19 protein-coding genes are annotated in these 21080 nt (G+C 51.8%); 11 read left to right on the top strand and 8 right to left on the bottom strand.

Annotated elements, in window-relative coordinates; genetic code table 11:
- The first annotated feature begins 95 nt into the window (after positions 1-95).
- Entirely contained in the window at positions 96-1556 is a 1461-nt protein-coding gene (locus tag H6F94_RS01685; protein WP_190800487.1) for a DUF3370 domain-containing protein, read from the top strand.
- A gap of 5 nt (positions 1557-1561) precedes the next feature.
- Here H6F94_RS01685 and H6F94_RS01680 read toward each other — a convergent pair whose 3' ends face one another.
- Together H6F94_RS01680 and H6F94_RS01675 are read right to left on the bottom strand one after the other, a co-directional pair.
- Positions 1562-2686 (bottom strand): hypothetical protein, encoded by a 1125-nt coding sequence (locus tag H6F94_RS01680; protein WP_242040927.1) that lies wholly within the window; start codon positions 2684-2686, stop codon positions 1562-1564.
- Positions 2687-2710: 24 nt separating this feature from the next.
- Positions 2711-5278, bottom strand: coding sequence for a TIGR03960 family B12-binding radical SAM protein (locus H6F94_RS01675; protein ID WP_190800486.1), 2568 nt, complete (start codon positions 5276-5278; stop codon positions 2711-2713).
- 115 nt (positions 5279-5393) lie between these two features.
- Between H6F94_RS01675 and H6F94_RS01670 the strand changes: the two genes are divergently transcribed.
- Positions 5394-6176, top strand: a complete 783-nt coding sequence (locus H6F94_RS01670; protein WP_190800485.1) for a Uma2 family endonuclease — start codon at positions 5394-5396, stop codon at positions 6174-6176.
- Positions 6177-6396: 220 nt separating this feature from the next.
- Complete coding sequence (gene opgC, locus H6F94_RS01665) at positions 6397-7500, top strand: OpgC domain-containing protein (RefSeq protein ID WP_190800484.1); 1104 nt, start codon at positions 6397-6399, stop codon at positions 7498-7500.
- 58 nt (positions 7501-7558) lie between these two features.
- Here the strand turns inward: opgC and H6F94_RS01660 are convergent, their stop codons facing one another.
- The gene (locus H6F94_RS01660; protein ID WP_190800483.1) at positions 7559-8074 is read right to left on the bottom strand and encodes a hypothetical protein; all 516 of its coding nucleotides are present in this window, start codon (positions 8072-8074) and stop codon (positions 7559-7561) included.
- Positions 8075-8377: 303 nt separating this feature from the next.
- Here H6F94_RS01660 and H6F94_RS01655 point away from each other — a divergent pair, with 303 nt between their 5' ends.
- On the top strand, positions 8378-8671 hold the full coding sequence (locus tag H6F94_RS01655; protein ID WP_190800482.1) for a hypothetical protein: 294 nt from the start codon (positions 8378-8380) through the stop codon (positions 8669-8671).
- A gap of 83 nt (positions 8672-8754) precedes the next feature.
- On the opposite strand, the gene H6F94_RS01650 is transcribed toward H6F94_RS01655, so the two are convergent.
- Positions 8755-10917: a Tex family protein gene (locus H6F94_RS01650; RefSeq protein WP_190800481.1), complete on the bottom strand. Its 2163-nt coding sequence runs from the start codon at positions 10915-10917 to the stop codon at positions 8755-8757.
- Between the two features lie 157 nt (positions 10918-11074).
- Here H6F94_RS01650 and H6F94_RS01645 point away from each other — a divergent pair, with 157 nt between their 5' ends.
- The gene (locus tag H6F94_RS01645) at positions 11075-11587 is read left to right on the top strand and encodes a hypothetical protein (protein ID WP_190800480.1); all 513 of its coding nucleotides are present in this window, start codon (positions 11075-11077) and stop codon (positions 11585-11587) included.
- Between the two features lie 67 nt (positions 11588-11654).
- On the opposite strand, the gene H6F94_RS01640 is transcribed toward H6F94_RS01645, so the two are convergent.
- A complete protein-coding gene (locus H6F94_RS01640; protein WP_190800479.1) occupies positions 11655-12632 on the bottom strand; it encodes an ABC transporter ATP-binding protein in 978 nt (325 codons plus the stop codon).
- 177 nt (positions 12633-12809) lie between these two features.
- On the opposite strand from H6F94_RS01640, the gene H6F94_RS01635 reads away from it, so the two are divergent.
- Together H6F94_RS01635 and H6F94_RS01630 are read left to right on the top strand one after the other, a co-directional pair.
- Positions 12810-13046 (top strand): photosystem II protein, Psb35-related, encoded by a 237-nt coding sequence (locus H6F94_RS01635; protein ID WP_190800478.1) that lies wholly within the window; start codon positions 12810-12812, stop codon positions 13044-13046.
- Positions 13047-13290: 244 nt separating this feature from the next.
- Complete coding sequence (locus tag H6F94_RS01630; RefSeq protein WP_190800477.1) at positions 13291-14928, top strand: family 10 glycosylhydrolase; 1638 nt, start codon at positions 13291-13293, stop codon at positions 14926-14928.
- Between the two features lie 108 nt (positions 14929-15036).
- On the opposite strand, the gene H6F94_RS01625 is transcribed toward H6F94_RS01630, so the two are convergent.
- The gene (locus H6F94_RS01625) at positions 15037-15429 is read right to left on the bottom strand and encodes a hypothetical protein (protein ID WP_190800476.1); all 393 of its coding nucleotides are present in this window, start codon (positions 15427-15429) and stop codon (positions 15037-15039) included.
- Between H6F94_RS01625 and H6F94_RS01620 the strand changes: the two genes are divergently transcribed.
- Positions 15424-15621 (top strand): hypothetical protein, encoded by a 198-nt coding sequence (locus H6F94_RS01620; RefSeq protein ID WP_190800475.1) that lies wholly within the window; start codon positions 15424-15426, stop codon positions 15619-15621. The genes H6F94_RS01625 and H6F94_RS01620 overlap by 6 nt on opposite strands.
- Positions 15622-15651: 30 nt before the next feature.
- On the opposite strand, the gene H6F94_RS01615 is transcribed toward H6F94_RS01620, so the two are convergent.
- Positions 15652-16011, bottom strand: coding sequence for a hypothetical protein (locus H6F94_RS01615; protein ID WP_190800474.1), 360 nt, complete (start codon positions 16009-16011; stop codon positions 15652-15654).
- Between the two features lie 596 nt (positions 16012-16607).
- Here H6F94_RS01615 and H6F94_RS01610 point away from each other — a divergent pair.
- Positions 16608-17177 (top strand): hypothetical protein, encoded by a 570-nt coding sequence (locus H6F94_RS01610; RefSeq protein ID WP_190800473.1) that lies wholly within the window; start codon positions 16608-16610, stop codon positions 17175-17177.
- Positions 17178-17352: 175 nt separating this feature from the next.
- On the opposite strand, the gene H6F94_RS01605 is transcribed toward H6F94_RS01610, so the two are convergent.
- Positions 17353-18102: a hypothetical protein gene (locus H6F94_RS01605; RefSeq protein WP_190800472.1), complete on the bottom strand. Its 750-nt coding sequence runs from the start codon at positions 18100-18102 to the stop codon at positions 17353-17355.
- 27 nt (positions 18103-18129) lie between these two features.
- Here H6F94_RS01605 and H6F94_RS01600 point away from each other — a divergent pair, with 27 nt between their 5' ends.
- Both H6F94_RS01600 and H6F94_RS01595 read left to right on the top strand, forming a co-directional pair.
- Positions 18130-19116, top strand: a complete 987-nt coding sequence (locus H6F94_RS01600; protein WP_190800471.1) for a DUF5677 domain-containing protein — start codon at positions 18130-18132, stop codon at positions 19114-19116.
- A 573-nt stretch (positions 19117-19689) separates the two neighbouring features.
- On the top strand, positions 19690-20955 hold the full coding sequence (locus H6F94_RS01595) for a toll/interleukin-1 receptor domain-containing protein (protein ID WP_242040925.1): 1266 nt from the start codon (positions 19690-19692) through the stop codon (positions 20953-20955).
- Positions 20956-21080: the final 125 nt, after the last annotated feature.

Here is a 21080-nt window from a genome sequence, read left to right as displayed (position 1 = left end):
TCATGGGTATCTTGCTATACACTGACCACAGTCGATTGAAGAGGGTCTGGCTGTGACAGCAGACCCTTGTTAGGTGTGAGCGAGTGCCATCCAGCATGCTGCCTTTTTTGCCGACGACCTTGTTCGTGGTGCCTGCTACACCTGTGGCTGCACCTGTGCCCACCGCCCTGTCTGTACCTGTGTCTGCGCCTCAGGAAGTTTTGCAGCTTCAGGAGGTGCGCACCTTACCAGGCCAGTTGGATACCGTGCCCGTATTCAACAGCAACAGCCCAGAGGTGGTGCAGACTGAAGGCATTTTGCTTTCTACTTTCCCGTCTCAGTCAAGGCGTCACGCTACTGCGCATCTGAACTCCCCCCTACAGGGTCGGTTCGATGTGTTTGCGCATCACATTGCGCGAACGGCAACAACAGCCGATGCGCGCACGCTATTCTTTGGCGTCATCATCGAGAACCCCAGCTCACAACCGATCACAGTAGAAGTGATGCAGGCGGCCAGCTATCTCAGTACTCATGATGCGCCCTTTATCGATCTGCCATCCTACCTAGAAGATCCGCTGGGCAGAGTCTACGCGGGACCGGGCAGCCGCGCCATGAGTGATGTGCTGCGGGGGCGGCGGCAGGGCAATTGGCCCTCGCGTTTAGTGATCCCTGCTCACAGCCGTCAAATGTTGGTGAACTTGCCCATTCCCAGCTCTAACAGCCGCTCGACCATGATGCGCCTGTGGAGTAGTGCTCCGGTTTACCTGGCCAGCCTGGCAATGTATGCTCCTCTGGCAGCTGACGGTACTGAGCGTGTACCCACCCTAGAGCAGTGGCAAGTCCTACTGGATGAGGGCGATCTAGCCTCCCCGAGAGATTTACCACCCTCGCCTTTAGAAGCGGCGACAGATCCAACGGTGAGCCGGTTTTTCTATGGTCGGGTGGCCGGTATTGCCCTGGGCTCGCAATGGCAGGCGCGGATCACCGATAGCCCTAGCGCCTCAGCCTTGACCATTCCTCAACGGGGTCAGGCATTTTCCTACGGGCTCAGCACTCTGAACCGGGGCACTTTGGGCACGGGCCAAGTGCAGAGTGCGCCGATGCTGGTTCGTTATCCCGATACTGCCTATCGCGCCCACGGCAACTACGGGGTGCAATACAACCTTACATTGCCACTTCACAACACTACCAATCAGACCCAGCGCGTAGCCCTAGCCATTCAAACCCCAATCAAAGAAGACAAACTGACCAAGCAGGGTTTACGCTTCTTTGAGCCCCCTGACCGCCAAGTCTTCTTCCGGGGTACGGTCCGGGTTCGCTACAGCGATGATCAAGGACAGCCTCAGACGCGCTATGTACATATAGTGCAGCGACGCGGGGAAGAGGGGCAGCCATTGGTAGTGCTGAATATGCCTGCCGGTGACCGCCGCTTGCTGGAGGTGGATTTCATTTACCCGCCCGACTCAACGCCCCCTCAGGTGCTCACGGTGCAAACGCTAGCTCCGGAGGATATCGCCTCACAGGCAATACCTCAGCCCAGTCATCCCCAACCTAACCAGCCTCAGCCTAGCCCTTAAGCAGCCTAATCGTTGAGCATTTTGGAGATACTGGGGGAGGGCTTCTTCACAGGAGGTAAGGGAGTAGCCCCAGGAATGGTTTGGATAATTTTCCGGGCGACCTCCTGGCTTTTCCAATAGCTGCCGTGGGCGTTGCCGCCATTGAGCAGACCGGCCACAGGGTTTTGGTTGGTTAAGCGGGCCAGGAATTCTAGTGGGCCGTCATTGTCGCGCGTAACTACATCCTGCAAATCGAGGTATTGCCGCAAGCCATCTACCAAGCTGAAGATCAGCGGCTGCAAGGGCCAGGCAACCGGGTCCCCAGGGTGAATGAAGTTGCGCCAGGGTAATGGTTTACCGTCTAGCTCCTGGTGTAGGTTCTCCAGCAGCTTTTCCAGGCTGGGGGTGATGTCATGACTAGCGGTGCGACTGGCTTCAGGTGCCGTTAACTCTGGCTGCCCTGCGGCTTGGGCCTCGCCTTTGACTACGTCGAGCAAACTGAACAGCGCAATCGGCGAGCCCATCGTGTGAACGCTGGCGAGGCGAATACCCTGCTCGGGGTTCGGCTCAACTCCATAGAACCGCCTGCGAATCGCCATGGCACTTTGGTGACCAGGAATGCGAGGATCGGTCCAACGGGCGGCAAACAACAGGTCGAACAGAATGACCGTGCCCCAACTGTGGGTGACCAGATGCAAACGATCTTGGGGCTGATAGCCTGCGAGCTGCTCCCTCATTTGGGTTTCTAGCTGCTGGATCACCTTCGAGCCGACCTGACGACTGATATAGAGTGCAGCGTCGCCCACAAATTGCAGCAGTTGCTTTTCGCGAAACTCTCTAAACCACAGCTGTTCCCAACAGCCCTGTTTATCCTTCAGCTGGCTTAACAGCCGCTCCTCGGCCTCTTGGTTGACATCACCCCAATAGAGGGGTACCGGCTTGAGGTTGAGTTGCTTGCCAACCGTTGCTTGCAGTTTGGCAATCAGCTCGTCAGCATAGGTTGGCTTCTCGCGGTCTTTTCGAGTGCTGACCCCGTGGATAAACAGGATATAGTCAGTCGCCACTGGCGTACCTACAACAGATGAAGATTTAGGCACGATGCTAACAGGAACCTGCACCTCTGGCAGTACCCGCTGCGGGTACCCTTGCATACCTCCTAATTAGGAACGTACCGGCTAGGCGTCAAGGAGCAAACGCTGACGATGCACTTGAACCAGATCTAATTCAGCCTCGGCAAACTGACCCAGGATCGTGACTAACTGTTCGGGGCGCAAGGTAGTGCCGTCGTTGAGCAGACTGCCGATGTAATGCACAGTAGCCTGATTGTCTGCTGAATTTGAATCTGAAGTTAAGCAGTCCAGTTCAAACAGGCGGTCGCGCATTTCAGCGATGTAAGTCTTGCCTTTTTTGTTGGTCATTTCTAAAGGCAATGACTCGGCTGCTCTTACTCGATCGATTAGCTCCGACCAGCTCACTGGCTGCTCGCTGCTCACTGTCAATTGGTATTCTGCCTTTTGCAAGGCCTGCGTTGCTGATGGAGCAGCTAGCGGAATTTCACTGACTGAGAACGCCGGTAAATCCTCTGGCAGTTGAGCCTTGATCGCAGTTAGGAACTGATCGGGGTCAACGCGACGAGTCAATTCAAAATCGGCAATTTCCCCGTTACTAGTAGCGCCTAAAGCCAGCGCACTGGCAATTGCAATGCGTGGGCTCGGATGAAAACCGCCAGTGAAGGCAATGGGCAAGGCTGCCCGCCGCATCACCCGGTCAAACAAACGCACCAGATCTAAATGGCTGACCAGAGCCATCGAACCCCGCTTGCCAAAGGCTAAGCGCAGGCGCTGAACTCTAGCAGTTTCTGGCTTGAAGTGCCCCTCAAACTGAGGAATGGGCGGTGCCTCCAGCACAATGTTGTGACCAAACTCGGTGCCACAGACACCACAGTGGGAGCAACCTTCAAACGAGCAATCTGGCACAATTGCCTCGTTCAGGGCTCGCTGGTAGTCTTCCTTGAGCCACTGCTTGTCGATGCCAGTATCCAGATGGTCCCAGGGCAGATCGTCTTCTAGGGAGGGTGCCGGTAACTTCCAGGGCAACCCAGCTTCGGCAATGGCTTGGGACCAGGCTCCAAAAGCTCGGTCCAGGCTCTCCCACCAGGAATCCATGCCTGCACCCAACTCCCAGGCTCGCTGTACGACCGGCCCCAGTCGCCGGTCGCCGCGACCCACGAAGTCTTCCATGGCCGAGATGCGAACGTCGGTGAAATTCACCTTCACGCCTCTTAGCCGACGGAATTCTGCTTTGAGCAACTCTTGTTTGCGCTCAAATTCCTCAGTTGAAACGCTGTGCCATTGGAAAGGAGTGTGCGGTTTGGGGGTGAAATTAGAGATCGTGATCGTGACATTCAGCCGCTTGCGATTGGGTGCGTAACATTCGCGCTGCAACCAATGAATCGTCTCAGCGATGCCAATAACATCGACATCAGTTTCACCGGGCAACCCGATCATGAAGTAGAGCTTGACCTTATCCCAGCCCTGCTCATAGGCCGTCTTCACGCCTCGCAGCAGTTCCTCGTTGGTCAAGCCTTTGTTGATCACATCGCGTAGGCGCTGCGTCCCGGCTTCGGGCGCAAACGTCAGACCCGACTGCCGCGTGCCACCAATGATATTGGCGATGTTTTCATCGAAGCGATCAACTCGCTGGCTGGGTAAGGACAGCGAAATGTTTTGGTCCTTGAGTCGGTTCTTGATCTCCATGCCCACCGCAGGCAGGGCCAGGTAATCCGAGCAGGATAACGACAGCAGCGAGAACTCGTTGTAGCCCGTGGCTCGCATGCCCTTTTCAATCGCGTCAACCACTGCCTCCGGCTCCACATCTCGGGCCGGACGGGTGAGCATCCCCGGTTGGCAGAAGCGGCAGCCACGGGTGCAGCCGCGCCGCACTTCAATTGCCAGACGATCATGGACCGTTTGCACGTAGGGCACTAGGCCAATCGAATACTCTGGCATCGGTGCCGCCACTCGACGCAGGATCCGCTCTGGTACATCGGACCGATTGGGCACGACTGAACCATCTGGGCGCATGTCGTAAAACCGAGGCACATAAACCCCAGGCACCTGAGCCAGATCCAGCAACAGGGCTTCGCGCGTCAGTCCGGCCTGCTTGCCTTCTTCCAACACCAGGCCAATCTCTGGCAGAACCTCCTCGCCATCGCCCAGCACGATGAAATCGAGAAAGTCTACATAAGGTTCAGGATTGGAGGTCGCCGTCGGTCCCCCCGCAAAAATCAGGGGATACGGGCTAAGTTGCTCTTTCTCAGATGCCCCTACACCCAGAGTGCGGGCCTGCCAGGTTAAGGGAACGCCTGCCAGATCCAGCATTTCCAGAATATTGGTGGCTCCCAACTCGTAGCTCAGACTAAAGCCCAGAATATCGAAGTCCAAGAGCGAGCGCTTAGACTCCACGGCGAACAGTGGTGTGCCTGTTTCGCGTAACTTCGCAGCCAAATCCGCAGCTGGTAGATAAGCTCGGTCGCAGAGCTGACGTGGCTGGGTATTGAGAATGTTGTAGAGAATGATGTGGCCCAGATTGGACGCCCCAACTTCATAGATTTCTGGGTAGGTGAGGCACCAGCGCACCGTTGCTTCGTTCCAGGGCTTATGCACAGCCCCTAACTCATTACCCAGATAGCGGGCAGGCTTGAGAATTTCAGGGGTGATTAGTTGCTCAACAGGAACGGGCATGGAGACGGTCCGAAAGAGGGCATCGTCCCCCTATTTTGCCACTGCTCCGCAAACTGCTCGGCCTAGGTAGTTTGCAGAGTCGTTTTAAGATGAACAGATAGCGCTTGCCGTAGCCATGACTGCCCTCGTGCCAGCCGCTCAAGACGCTAACATCGTCTACCCCAGTTCTGACGGTCAACCTTTGGCTGAGACCTATGCCCATCTCTATGTCTTGCTGGTCACCCTAGAAGTGCTCAGGCAATATCTGCTGGGGCGGCAAGCGACGGTTTTAGGCAATCAATTTCTTTACTACGCTCAGGGTCTGCCCAAACTGCGGGTGGCTCCTGATGTCATGGTCATTTTTGATGTCGTGCCGGGTGGACGAGACAACTACAAAGTTTGGGAAGAAGGCCAGGTGCCAACGGTCATTTTTGAGATGACTTCGAAAAGCACTCAAGAGCAAGACCAAAGCTTCAAAAAAATTCTGTACGAGCAGTTGGGCGTCCAGGAATACTGGCTGTTTGACCCAACGGGGGAATGGGTCGAGGGGCAATTGCGGGGCTATCGGCTGCAGGGAGAGGTTTACGAGCCAATTACCGATGGACGCAGTGAGCCATTGCAACTCCGCCTGGTAGTCGAGGGAAAATTAATCAGCTTTTATCGTGAAGACACGGGCGAAAAGCTGTTGATTCCCGAGGAACTAGCTCAGGCCCTGCAACAGGAAACCCTAGCTCGCCAACAGGCAGAAACCAGAGCAGAGCAAGAACGCCAGCGAGCTGAACAGGAACGTCAACAGGCAGAGCAAGAGCGCCAGCGGGCAGACCAGGAACGCCAGCGAGCTGAACAAGAGCGCCAGCGAGCTGAGCGGTTAGCCGCTCAATTACGAGCGCTGGGTATTGAGCCAGACTCGGCTAGCTAGCGACGAGCTGTGACCTACCTAGCCCAAAGTCTGCTGCCCTCGCCCTCAGCTTGACCGCAAATAGTCGTTGCGATGCACAGACATCTGCACATCGCTCTGTCAATGATGTTGAACACAGGCTAAAGCTTGCATTCACAATAGGCTAAAGCGTCGGCCTGCCTACGTGAAATTACTGGCTTGCGACGAGTCTGCTGTAGCCCCCACCTCTTTCCCTGAATTCATGAAGCTGCCCTTGGCAACCAAGAAGCGTGACCTGACGCTGGATCTATTGAGAGGGTATTTTCTATTTGCGATTATTATCAATCACCTCAACGACGATCCAACCTTGTTTGATCCAGTCACGGGTCGAGGCAAGATGTGGGTTTCAGCGGCAGAGGGTTTCTTCTTTATGTCTGGGCTTTTGGTAGGCCATGTACGCGGTCGAGAAGCGCTGAAGAAAGGATTTGAGGTAGTACGCGATAAGCTCTTGAGCCGAGCTTGGATCTTGTATCTCACCACTCTTGTTCTAACTGTGCTTTACACAATCGTCCGTTATGCCTTTGGCGATGAGTCCGACCTACTAACCGATTTCGGACAAAAAAATCCAGTCGTCATTCTATTGCAATTTCTAACTCTTCAGTACAAACATGAAGATGTTCTATCGGCTTATACCCTGTATTTAATAGCTGCCCCCCTAGTGATCATGGCGCTTATCAGGGGAAAAACTTGGCTAGTTCTTGGCGTTTCTGCTGCACTTTGGCTGGTTGATCTGCTGCTACATCAGCCTCTGCCTCTGATCAAAAGCTACTATTCGCCAATGTCTTGGCAGTTTGTCTTTTTTTCAGGTGCAGTTTTGGGCTATCACTTCGATGACCTGAAGGAACGCTGGTGGCAGCTCAAACCGGCACAACGAGAGATCATTTTCTTCGGCCTGGGTACAACGACTGCGATTACGATTTTTCTGAGTTGGTTAGACCGCTTTCAAAAGGCTTTCTTGCCTGAACATCAGTCCGTGCTTGAGGATTTATTCCGCAAAGCACCCGGTATAGGACCGGGCAGACTGCTGGTATTTGCGCTTTGGATCAGCTTTTTCTATTTGCTGGTGAAGCGCTATGAAAAGTGGATTGAGCAGCACTGGGGCGATTTTTTGCTGCAATTTGGCCAAAACTCGCTTTATGTTTATATCGTGCAAAGTCTGTTTGTAGCCGTTCTGGATCCGGACCATATTGCCAGACCGCTGGGGACAGCGGGGTTTGTCGTTTCTACCCTATTGAGTTCAGCAATTCTGGCAATTGTCTGGTTGATGGTCAAGCAGCGTTTCCTGTTTAAAATCATTCCTCGCTAGCCACAGTCTCACTAGCCAAAGCACTAGTTAGGAAATAAACTAGTCCGCAGGTATAATCTCAGCGGGTTTCCCTGCGAGGTTGAATGAGGGTTGGACCGGAGTTAGTTCCAACGCCCTCAGGGACCGGCTTAGGCACTTCAACTGTGATGCCTCGGATCGGTACTAGCTTCACATAGGGCACCGGGACTCCCACTCGCCATACCAGTACGGCTAGCGCGACAGCTGGTAGGCCCGCCCAAACCCAGACCGGTTTCCAAGCTTCCAAGGTGCCGGACAAAGTACTCGAACTGGCTAGATCGGCCTGATCTGGGAACTGCTCGAACAGGAACTCTAGATAGCTCCTACGCTCACTCCAGAACAGCTCAATCGGTTGCCAGTTAGGATTGTTGGGCACCAGAGGTGGGAGTGCTCCCTTCGGGTCTGCTGTTCTTGGGCTCAGCCAGAGACTGTATTCAGTGCCATCCTCGGCAGTGCGAAAGGCGAGGTGCAACTGGTAATCGGGCCAGCGCTGTGCGGCTTCTGCTTGCCAGCAGGCCATTTGGGCTGGAGTGGGTATCTGCTCAGGGGCAATCATAATGCACTTCTGCTGGAGTCATCAGTTTGACTACTGACCGGCGATTGGACAGGGGGCTACACCTAGATCCACTACACGGCTCGCTTAAAGGCTCAGCTCACACCCTGACTAATCCTTGATCGTAATGCTGCTTTAGGTTCTGTACACTGACCTGGCATCAAATTTTGTCAAGGGCTGACTACGAGGTCCGAACCTCCTCAAGCAAGGGCAGGCAGACCTCATATCCGAGCTCTACTTGTGATCCAGGTCAGGACCTCAGCTCAAGTCGTAATGGCAACTTTGATGTAGCTTTTGATACACGGAATGCGCCTGACTTACACTCAAATTGTCTGCTTGATCCTGTTCGGTGTGGCTATTGTCCCTTTTCTCAGGCCTCCGGTGATTACAGCCGCTGAATACGCCCGGATCCAGCCCGGAATGACCTACACCCAAGTCGCTAGAATCACTGGCGAGCCTGGTATTGTGGGCAGCCGCTCAGAGATTCCAGGGCTCAAGCCAGCCATCACTTACCGCTGGACGAATCGCGATGGCAGCCAAGCCATTCTCACCTTTGAAGCTGATCGTCTGGTTTCAAAAATTTCGAGCAATCTAAGGTAGTGAAATAGGCAAACTAATTTGCTAATTAGCCAACTGAACTAGCCCAAACTAGCCAACCAAACCAGCCCTAGAAAAACTTAAGTTTAAGACTGGTTGAGTGCCTTCATCGATAGGCTAACTCGCTTCAATTTTTCGTTGACTTCCAGCACCCGAACCTTCACAACCTGACCCACTTTGACAATTTGTTTGGGGTCGGCGACAAAGCGATCTGCCAACTGTGAAATATGCACCAGACCATCCTGGTGGACCCCCACATCTACAAAGGCGCCGAAATTAGTCACGTTAGTGACTACCCCTTCTAGATCCATCCCCACACTGAGATCTCTGAGTTCTTTCACCCCAGCTCTAAAGGTGGCATAGGTGAATTGAGCGCGAGGGTCACGGCCCGGCTTTTCGAGTTCGTTGATGATATCGCGCAGTGTCGGTTCACCGATTGCGGCAGTAACATATTTGCGTAGGTCGATAGATTTAAGCTTTTGAGCCATTTGGGACATTTCCGACAGCGGCACCTGTAAATCCTTGGCTATCGCCTGCACAATGGGGTAACTTTCGGGGTGAACCGCGGTGTTATCTAAGGGATTCTCGCCTTCGCGGATACGCAAAAAGCCAGCTGCCTGCTCAAAAGTTTTGGCCCCAAGTTTAGCGACTTTTAGCAGTTGGCGGCGATTTTTAAAAGCACCATGCTCGTTGCGGTAAGCAATGATATTGTTGGCAATGGCTGGTGTAATTCCAGACACAAAGATCAGCAATTCTTTGGACGCTGTATTCAGGTCTACGCCCACAAAATTGACGCAACTTTCAACCGTTTCTTCTAGCTGCTTGCGCAACAGCTTCTGGTCAACATCGTGCTGATATTGCCCCACACCAATCGATTTAGGATCAAGCTTAACCAGCTCCGCCAGAGGATCCTGTAAGCGCCGACCAATGCTAATGGCACCGCGCACGGTCACATCCAAATCAGGAAATTCCTGAATGGCAACTTCGCTGGCTGAATAAATCGAAGCTCCAGATTCATTGACCATGACCTTCACCGGCTGACGGTCTAGCGTCGCTAGTACCTCAGTCACAAACTCATCGGTTTCGCGTCCCGCTGTGCCGTTCCCAATCGCAATGAGTTCGATCTGATATTTCTCAATCAGGTGTTTCAGGGTTTGCGCTGCTTGAACTCTTTGAGCGGCGGCCTGGTGGGGAAATACTGCCTGATACTCCAAAAACTTGCCGGTGCGGTCGAGGGCAGTGACCTTGCAGCCGGTGCGAAAACCTGGGTCAATGGCCAGGGTTGGTTTAAGACCCGCCGGGCTGGCTAGCAACAATTCCCGTAGATTGGTAGCAAAGGTTTTGATCGATTCAAAATCGGCGTAGTTTTTCTTTTCAGTGCGCACTTCACTGATCAGCGATGCTTTCATCAGACGATTAAAGGCATCTTTGAGCATGGCTTGATAAAAATTGCGCACAGCCGGAGCTTTGCTGCGAATCTCTTGGGCTTCTAGATAAGCCAGGACGCTCTCTTCGTCAAAAGCCAGGTCCACGCTGAGGATGCCCTCGGTTTCACCCCGAAACAGAGCTAGCAGGCTGTGGGGGGCAATCTCTTTGACACGAATTTGAAAATTGCGATACTGCTCAAACTTGGTGGAGCCCTCTGGATAATCCGCCTTGATGCGCGAAATGAATAGGCCCTGGTTCAACAGGTAATCGCGCAGATAAGCTCGTAAAGCAGCTTTCTCGGCTACTGTTTCGGCCAGAATGTCGGCAGCGCCCTTGAGCGCATCTTCTGCTGTTTTAACGCCCTTCTCCTCGGAGAGGTAGTGGCTGGCCTCCTGGGTTAGCGATGGTGGAGTGACGCCGGGACGGTTCATCGTTTTCAGCCACTCGGCCAGAGGTCCAAGGCCTTTTTCGCGAGCTATCGTCGCTCGGGTGCGGCGCTTAGGACGATAGGGCAGGTAGAGGTCTTCCAGTTCGTTTTTTTGCAAGCAGTGCTCGATCTTGGCCTGGAGTTCTGGGGTGAGCTTGTCCTGCTCGGCAATCGCCGTCAAAATTGCCGACTTGCGCTCCTCCAGTTCGCTCAGGTAAGCAAAACGGTCCGCCAGGTTACGCAATTGAGTTTCGTCTAGCGAGCCGGTGCGCTCCTTACGGTAGCGGGCGATAAAAGGCACCGTTGCCCCTTCTGCCAGCAGTTCCAGGGCGCTTTGCACCTGAGCGGGTTTCAGCGAAAGTTCCTGGGCCAGTTGTTGAGGAATATTCAGCATCGGAGTCGGTAGAGGTACGAATCTGGTCTTAGTCGCTACAGTGGGGTAGCCGTAAACCGTAAGATTCCCGTTCCTGCCAGTCTCTTGGCATGGCATGTACAGTCAAAATACTGTATAAAAAATCCAGTTCCAGAGGTAGCAGGCGGAAGCCAATTATATGGATTCACTAGAACTGCCAGGATTCTTGGCTCTGCCAGAGGTGGACAACCGGGTGAGCGCAACCCTCGCTGCCTACGCCAACCAGTTTCCTGGGGCAACCTGCGAGGTTGAACTGCGAGATTGCTGGGCCAGTGGTGCCGTCCGCTTCAGCTTCAACCATCCAGAGCGCTACATCGAAATTGGCTTTGAGCAAAAACGACTGTATGGCCTGCTCGAATCCGTGCCAGCCGATGACTTGAGAGCGATGCAGAAAGAAATCAACGCCTTAAGCGTTGATTTTTTTGAGTTTGATGGCATTTTAATCGGGGACCCGGTGGATTCGCTGTTCTGCTACATCCTCAACGATCAGCAGACTGGTTGGCAGGAGGAGGTGCCCGCCAATGCTGAGCAGTTTGAATACATTGCCCAGAGCATTTTTGAGATCTGGGGCGATCTCAAAATCCACCCTGAAGTTTTCACCAAAACTGTTTGGGATTTGCTGGACTACATGGACCGGCTCGGTGAGGCCTAAGCCTAAGTGCATTAATCCCTCAGTGCAGCAGGGCTTTCTGTCTGATTGCTAGTTCTTCGGGTCTTGCCTATTTCTGGTCTTGATTATGCTTGCTGAGCTGCTGAATAAAAAACTCTTCCAGCGAGGGACGAGCCAGATCCATTGAGGTGAGTTCAGCGCCCAGGTGAGTTAGCTCGGCCAGAAACTTCTCGGGTGGCGCTTCTAGCAAACCCTGCCAGCGCTCGCCTTGCAGGTTGAACTGACTTAACCAGGTTTCTAGCTCTCGCTGGGAGCCACCCCTGCCTTTGACCAGGTAGCGACGGGAAGTGCCCAGCAACTCATCTAGAGAGCCCAGGCAAATCAGCGTTCCCTTAGACAAAATGCCGACCCGGTCGCAGATCACCTCCACATCGGACAGCACATGGCTGTTAAAGAAGATGGTCTTGCCCTGTGCCTTGAGCGACAGGATGATTTCGCGCATCTGGTAGCGCCCCAAGGGATCCAGCCCCGACATCGGCTCATCGAGAAACACCAGCTCCGGATCGTTGATCAGCGCTTGCGCCATGCCGACGCGTTGCAGCATGCCCTTGGAATATTGGCGCAACTGCCTTTTGCGGGCGGCTTTCTGGTCCAGACCGACCAAATCCAGCAGCATTGGAATGCGTTCCTTTTGCACTTGCTGGCTGAGGCCGAATACCCCTGCTGCAAATTTCAAGAACTCCCAACCTGTCAAGTAATCGTAGAAGTAGGGATTCTCAGGCAGATAACCAATGCGCTGCTTAACCTGCCGGTCTCCCAACGGCGCAGCCAACAGTTCGCCGGAGCCGGAAGTGGGCCGAACAATTCCTAGCAACAGCTTGAGTAGCGTGGTTTTACCTGCGCCGTTGGGACCCAGGAGGCCGAAGGTTTCGCCTCGTTGGACGACCAGGGAGCAATCTTTGAGTGAGGGGACCTGTTTCTTCAACCAAAAGCCACCCCGATAAGCCTTGGTGAGGCCGACCGTGCGAACGGCAGGAGATGCAGTCCCAGAAGCAGTCTTGCTAATTACTTGCAATTCAGAATCCATGTGTCAAGGTCCGACACGCCTGTTCCCAGTATTCCCCTGAACAGGGCACTCGACTTAACCCAACTCTAGTCCTGGTCCGGAATACCTCTGATTTCTTGACGCTTTGTAAAGTATTTGTTACATTAATTTACATAAAGAAATAAACTAATCGGCGCAGCAAGCGCAAGGTGGTTCCAAATGACGATCTGCATCGCACTCATCGTGGTTGGTTGGGCGGCAGCGGCAGTATTGGGAACGATGACCTATTTTCTAGGTGAGCAGTCGCGCCCTGTGCACCTTCGCAACTGGCGCTCTCCAGAGTTCCATAGCTTAGCTGTGGCGGTTACAGGCCGTGAGGTTGACTATGCAAACCGGGCTTCTAGCTTCCGCCGTGATGCTTACCTGGGTCGTCTAACCCGCAGCGTTCAGTCTTAAGTTCCAGCTTCCAAACAGTCTTTTAAAGAGTTGATTCGAGCGTGAGAGTTTTTCGCCAGCTTGGCCGGTTCCTCAGGGAGCCGGCCTTTTTATGAGTTGCGTTTTTTGTGAGCGCAGTTTTTCTGAGTCTAAATAGCATCCGGGCTACCCTAAGCAGGGAACGAAGGCTAGAGGAACAGTCGTCAGAGATAGAGATGTGTGGGGATGCGACATGGCTTGCAGAGGAAGGGCTTCTAGAGGGACCGTGGCTAGAGCCAAACGCGCATTAGTGGGATTAGCTGCCGCCTTGGTCGGGTGGACTGGGGCTTTGCCCGCTGCTGCTCAATCACCCCAGTTTCAATCACCCCAATTTGGGGCTACTGCCTCTGAAGGAGCCCCTGGCGCTTTTTGCCATTTGCCTGCCTCAGCCATAGCTGAGGATGAGCAGTTGCGTCGCAGGGCAGCCGCAGGAGATGCAACGGCGCGGTCTGCCTATGCGCAACGGGTTCAGGAACGCGCCGCTGCCCTGACTCGTTGCCGAACAACGACTTGGCCGCAAACCCAAGCGGTGTGGCTGCGCCTGTATCCCTGCGATTTGCAACCGGGGGTGTTGGAGGGGGTGCTCGACCGCATTGTTGCGCTGGGCTACAACCGAGTGCTGGTTGAGGTGTTCTATGACGGTCAGGTGCTGCTGCCATCTGGCAATAACCCAACTGTGTGGCCTTCAGCAATCCGGGTGCCGGGGGCCGAAAATACTGACCTGCTGGCCCGTACGATTCAGTTAGGCCGTGCGCGGGGGCTGTCGGTTTATGCCTGGATGTTCAGCATGAATTTTGGCTACTCCTACGGCCAGCGCCCAGACCGACAGAATGCCCTGGCTCGCAACCGCTTGGGGCAGAGCAGTTTGCAGCAGCCGACCCTGAATGATGGCACGCCCGATGTTTCGGGCACGACTGACCAGGTGTTTGTCGATCCCTACAGCCCTCAAGCGCGGGCGGATCTGGCGCAACTGGTACAGGCGGTTTTGCAGCGACGACCGGATGGCGTGCTGTTCGACTACATTCGCTATCCCAAGAGCAGTGGCGCGGCCTCGATTGTTACCTCTGCTAAAAACCTGTGGATTTATGGCGAGTCGTCCTGGGAGCAGATTTTTGGTCGAGTGTTTAATCGGCGCGGGCAGGAGTTGCTCTATCGCTTTTTGGTTAATGGCTTCGTGACTGTGAATGATGTGCAGGTGGCTGCTCAGCAGAATCCGGCTGATCGCGAACCTTTGTGGCAAGGCTCGCAGCCACCCCAACCGGTTGCCACAACTAATAATCTGGTCAGGGCGAATTCTGGTGGCGTAAATACGGGTACTGGCACTACGCTGGGTTCGAGCTTGCCAGCAACTACGCCGCCGCCCTCTAATCCAGCCCAAGATCAGGCTCGCTTTCAGCGCGAGCTCTGGAATCTGGCAGTGGAGCATGCGCGGCAGGGGGTAGTGAGTTTTCTGACGGCGGCGTCGCAACCGGTTCTGCAACAGGGCATCAGTGCGGGGGCGGTGTTTTTCCCAGAGGCAAACCGCTCGATTGGCAGGGGCTTTGACTCGCGGCTCCAACCTTGGGACCAGTTTCCGCCCTCGCTGGAATGGCACCCGATGTCTTATGCCATTTGCGGAACGACGAGTTGCATTGTCGATCAGGTGGGGAAGGTGCGAGCGGCAGCGCCACAAGGAACACAGGTGATTCCAGCGTTGGCGGGACGTTGGGGCCAGGTGCAGGGGCGTCCTTCGCTGGAGGATCAGATGCAGGCGTTGCAACGGGCTTATCCAGATTTGAAGGCGGTGAGTCATTTCTCTTATGCCTGGTTGGATCCACAAGCGGATGCTCAGCGGCGGAGTTGTCGGGTTCAGGCGGCTCGATGACCTAACCCCCCCCGGCCCCCTTCCCTGCGAGGGAAGGGGGAGGCGCAGGGAAGGTTTTTCTGTGATGTGTGAAGGGACCTCTGGTAGGGGCTTGGCATTGTCAAGCCCTCAATCGCCATGCTGTACGGTTCGCAGCAGGTTGGGGGAGAGGCTGTAGAGGGGGATGGTGGGGCCGCCGCCTTGGGGATGGACGGTGACTTTGCGTATCAGGTCGCGGGCTTCGAGGCTGACCAGGAGGAGCTTGAGTTCTTCGGGGTCGAGGTTGCTGTTGCGGCTGAGCAGGTCGAGAGTGACGCGGGATTGGCTGCCGTTGGGTTCGATGTAGTTGGCGATGACTAGCAGCATGAGTTTGAGCAGGGCGGGCAGTTGCAGGCGACGGACGATGTGATCGGCTAGGCGCAGGCGAAGCTGGGAGGTCATGGCTGGGGTTGGCAGAAGTTGTGAAGGGAAGCGGTTGTGGACCGAAGCAAAGAGGTCTGGGACCGGAATGAAGTGGTGCACGACCGAAATGGAGCGGTTGGGAACCGGAATGAAGTCTTCCGGGACCGAAACGAAGTGGTCGGAGACCAGAATGAAGCGGTCGGGGACCGAAACGGAGAGGTGCTGGACCGAAATGGAGTGGTCTGGGACCGAAGTGAAGTGCTCGGAGACCAGAATGAAGTGCTTGAAGACCGGAATGAACTGGTCCGGTAACGGAATGAAGCGGTCGGAGAGCGAAATGCCTCAAGCGCTCTCTGCTCCGAATCGCCGCAACTGGTAGTGTCGTTGTCGCCAGAGTTGTCGCCAGTCATTGAGCACGGTTTCGGGATAGGGGAAGCGCTGGATTTCGGTTTTGATCACCTCGCCTAACCATTCCAGTAGGTGCAGGTCGTTGCAGGCTTGGATGGTGAGAGCACAGGCGGAAAGCCACTGGTTGAATTTGCGGTAGCTGAGGAATTGTCCGCCTCGGTCAGCACGGTGGACGAACAGCACATGCAGCCAATGTTCGATGCGGCAAATCAGCGATTCAGGAATGCCTAGAAACCGAGCGACTTGAGACAAAGGAATGCAAAGCTGCGGCTGCAACACCTGGGTGAGGTGCATGGCAAGAACTCCAAAAATTTGAGGGCAATAGATGCCTTTGACCCCTATTCAGGGTCGAGAAAGGCAAGTGCTAAACTGCCCCCTAGCCGCCAGGTTGATGATTACAACCTGACGGTTAGTTCCCCAGAGTTTCTACAAGACCCTGGGGGACGCCTAGGGAACCAGTTGCCTGTGTGGAAATTAGCAGGGACTGGATTCCGGAGTCAAGGGGGGGAGCGAAAAATCATTTTTGTACTACAGCAAACAAACTAGAGTAAGTGTCGAAACTGAGGTTCAGCCTTTTGCACCTCATTAATTTTTCCCTACTTAGGGCAGTCGTACCGCTGTGGAAATGTGAAAATTCTGTCTCCACACAATCCGACATACTATGCGGAGTTCTGCCTATCTAGCCGACAGTTGATATACGGAAGCTGTCTGCCTATTCATCTGATCTGGAATGATATATGGGAATTTTCCATTTAAAAAACTGTTAGAGTGCTAAATTATCTGTCGGGGAGCAGTTGCGACATTATCTGTGAGGCAGGTGCTGTACTGGCTTTGCATCACGCTACATTATTGCTAACTTAATCTTGGATAACGTAAGAAGAAATTGCTTCATGGATATCACGCTGCAAGTTGCTTTTATTGGTCTTGTTGGTACTCTGATGGTTGCAGTATATAACTCTTGGCAAGAGCGGGAAAGGAAACGTCAAGAAGCAGAAATAAGCTATTTGAGCATTCAAATTGCGGAGCTGTATGGACCCTTGTTGGGGCTGATTAAGCAATCCAAAAGTGTTTATGAGGTGTCATTGGCTGCACTACCTTCGGACGGTGAGAACCAGTTACGGCAGAATTGGAGTGATACAGACTGGCAAACCTGGCGATTCCTTGTCGAAAACTATCTGCTGAAGATTAATTTACAAGTTGCTGAACTGATTAACTCTAAGAATCATCTTCTCGAAGATGGTCAGATGCCACTTAGCTTTGAGAAGTTTTTGAAACATACTGCCCAAGCAAGCTGCCTATATACATTGTGGAAAGATAAGAACATCAGCAAGAAAGCTGACAGAAACTTTGCTCCCTATCCTGAGACGTTTGAGGAGGATGTGCAACGTTCTCTAAATACCCTCCAAGCCAAGTACAAAAGCCTTCTCAATAAACGGCATCGCTCTAGTTCTAGAAGGTAGGCTAAGGTGATTGCGGTCTAGTCTAGGGCCATTGAAGGCTGATAACATCACCAGCATTGGTCGTAGCAATCTTATCTGTCTGCAAGAATTTTAATTCAAGGAGCAGGGGTGCAAGTTGTTCATTAGCAATCGTAACTGTAGGTAACTTCTGCTTGTAGATATTGGCGAAATCAACCTAAATGTCAAGAAAATCATACAATATCTGTGCTTCTTGCTGTAATTCCTTGTCCAGAGGAAGATCAAACAGTTTCTCAATCAAACTTCTCAACTCCAGCACACAGCTTACTACATCAGTAATTAGTCTATAAAACCTAAACTTAGATGCTTCTCTCATTCTTTCACGATTTACACTGAAGCCTCCTTCCACTAAATCATCTTCACTTAACGAGCCTATCCACTTGTTTTTCTGCTCTTTTATCAAGTCAATAATTTTTCTCTGCTTTTCTAGATCTGAATGGAAGTAATACCCATTCATTACTAAGTTAAGTATGTTGAATATTGTTTGTTCCCCTAAATCGAAAGTCATATCAGAAAATGGAGAAATGTAGTTAGAGTGTTTCTTTTGGTACTTATTTGGATTTTCGTCGTACCCTCCCTTGTAGAATTTAAACTTTTCGTGGACTGAATTCAAACAATTCAAGCTTGATTCATCTTGACTAGCCCGTCTTCTCACTTTATCCACAATTTTGCTAAAAAATACGTCGTCTTTATCCATGATAAAGGGACGTAAGATCGTGAGCATTTCTATAAACTCTTGCCGCTCTGGAACTATTGCTTTTGTTGATTCATCACCTAGAGCCAATGCCATTCTAGGTTGTCCATTTTTGAGGAATTTGCACAAGGCAAGCCTATTAGCTTGGTTGATGAACATCTGAATCTTCTTTTTATCTTCTGGATTCAATTGTTCTTGAATTTCGAAAACCATAGTTAGTAGTCGCGAGATGTACACAACATGATTTTACTGCGAGTTAGCTTGCTCAACTTGAAAGTGCGATGCCTACCGCTTAAGATCATTTCAGCATATCTAGAAGTGAAAGAGATGAAATCAAAGGGTAGTAATATAGACGAGCCAGAAGTAATACGTGACCAGTTTCTAGAACGGCATAGCCTTGTGATGACTAGCTTTGTGCAGCAAGAATTTCTAGCAATCTATTGGACTGCTCTCACGAAGTTTGAAGTCGATCAGGAGCTTAGGATACATGCCAACAAGTTTGTCACAGAAAATGAGCCTACTTGGGGGTTGTTGCTCTCGATGCTTGATCGTACCTTTGAACACGCAGAAGCTTCTATCGTTTCTTACCTTACAGGATCACCCGCATCGTCAGAAGTAATCTCTCGAACAACAGTCGAATCTTCTCTCAACATTATGTACATTCTGAAGGGAGATCGCATTAGCCGCCTCTATCAATACTTTTTGCACTATTTTGAAGGTGAAGAAAAAGAAGTTGTTCGGTGGCTTGCGCTTACCTCTTCTATAGATGAAAGCGGAGCTAAGGTTCACCGATCCAGCGCGGAAAAGAAGAGAAAGGCTCTCAAGTTTCTACAAGAATTTGTTGACAGGGCAAGGTCAGAGCTAGGATTGAAGGTAGTAGAGAACAGAAAATGGCCGAATATCTCCGAAAGGTTCAAAATCTTGGGACTTGAGTTGGATCATCGGACGCTTTACGCCGCGATGTGCTCACAAACACACAATGATGCAGAAGATTTGCTTAACTACTTCGTGTTTGTCTCGCTGGGCAATGAGGATCTGCGCAACAAAATTGCTCTTGAAACAATAAATTTTAGTCGCCTACTAATTTACTCTGGGATTCGTTACTATATTAAGGCATCAATATCTTATGCTGAATGCTTCGGTCTGACGAAGGCAGCTAAAAGACTAGAGTATGGCCATAGAGCTATCTCTAAAACTCTTGAAGTGATTGCATTAAATGCAGAATGAACATCTGCCCATATAAGTGGGTTTAACAAATGCATAAACGGAGCCCGCTAAGTGGGTTTTTTATTGTCCCCTAAGTATCTGCGCAATCCCTCTAATGCGAGGTATTAGGTGGCTTGAGGCATCTGTGATAGCGGTGCTTGAAGTCCGTCTGTTTAACTCATCAACCTTAAATAGCTGAGTAGGCTCATTCTCAAATAGCTTTAAAGCTATGGCATTTGAATTCGACTTCTGAGGACGAGATTTTATAGAAGTAGGTATATACAAAAAGAAGGGTGCTTTTGTATAAAACCCTACTCAATCTCATCAATAAGATCCCCCGGAAGAAAGAGGTTTACAGCCTAATTCCTTGCTGGAGAGCAATATACAGACAAAATGCAGTCTAACTACCCCTAGCAGGGTGCATAGGCAGACGAAACCTGCCTAATAACTAGTTATGCTGCCAGTCCGAAAAGCGATCAATACGATCTCTGAGAGTTGTCGTTTAAGAACGTCGAATGCTGTTCAAACTGTGAAAATCATTTTTTGACAATACCTTAAGAATCCATTCACCTTGAAGTAAGCCGCAATTTTCCTATGATGAGTGGCGTTTTCATCTCTTACTCTCGCAAGGATAAACCCTTCGTCCAGAAGCTGCACGATGCCCTACGCAGCCAGCAGCAAAAAACGTGGGTAGATTGGGATGGCATTGAGTGGACCGAAGATTGGTGGCAGGCAATTGAGCGCGGCATCGAAGGCACCAATACCTTTGTGTTTGTCATCAGTCCCGATTCTGTGGCTTCTAAACACTGCAATGCTGAGATCAATCACGCAGTCAGACACAACAAGCGACTGGTTCCGATCGTCCATCGCGAGGTGCAGGCTGAGACTGTTCATGGAGCACTGGGAAAGCTGAATTGGCTGTTTATGCGGGAGAGCGATCAATTCGAGACGACGTTTGCGGAACTAATTCGAGTGATCGAGACTGATTTAAAGTATGTGCAGGAGCATACACGCTTGGAAGTGGGAGCGATCGAGTGGAAGAATAAAAACCGAAATGAGAGTTACCTGCTGCGAGGGGCGAATTTAGAGAGCGCGGAAGCCTGGTTGTTGCAAGGGGCGAGTAAACAACCACAACCGACTGAGCTACAGGTCGCCTATGTGGAAGCAAGTCGGAAGGCAGAGAGAACGCGACGAGCCAATCAGATACGGACCTTTAGCGTTACTCTGGCAGCAGTCGGGGCGGCTATTGCGGTACCACTCACACTAGCAGGAAATACTATATCGACTTTGCGCCATCGACCCAACGTAATTGTTGCTCAACCAGAGCAACATATTAGCGGCAGCACAAAATATGGGCTCTCTTACAGCCAAGCACTTGCAGAACGTTGGAGTAATAGTAGCCCTGGTACAATTAATCAAATCGTGTTTGGGATTCCAAGTGAGAATGAATCAACAGATTGTATAGATGTTGACGTAGTTCAGGGTTATAAGGGAGGAGATGATAACGGCGAGCATGACATTAGTTTGAATGCTCCAAAAAAGCCGGGAGTGTACTACATTCATTTTGGGAATGGATTTCAGTATGACTGTAATGATAGTTCTTGGGCTCCAAGTGCCAAAGAGAAGTGGCAAGATCGGTGGAACAATAACAAGGAGCAACCTGATTCAGATTTAGAAGAATCGATAATTGGAGTTGTGATTGTTGGAAATCCGATCGACATTGTTCTTCACTGGCCAGAGGTTTATTCAGCTTTGAGCAAAAATCCACCGAATACACGTATACAAAGAATCTTTCAGGATCAAGGCACTATATATGTTTCTTTAGATGACTTTTCGCTCAAGCTAGCAGCGTCAAATTAATTACACTAAAAGTCTCCTATTGTTTCCGCAAACCTTGAAACTGAGCTGAACCTCGTCGCGATCCATAATGCTGGACTACGCTCAGTGTTAAGTTGAGTTGATAATGGTTATTAGCTGGTCGAACG

Source organism: Leptolyngbya sp. FACHB-261 (genome assembly GCF_014696065.1).
In the GTDB taxonomy this organism is placed as follows: Bacteria; Cyanobacteriota; Cyanobacteriia; order FACHB-261; family FACHB-261; genus FACHB-261.
The sequence above is the reverse complement of the archived record's forward strand: the minus strand, read 5'-3'. Positions and strand labels throughout refer to the sequence as shown.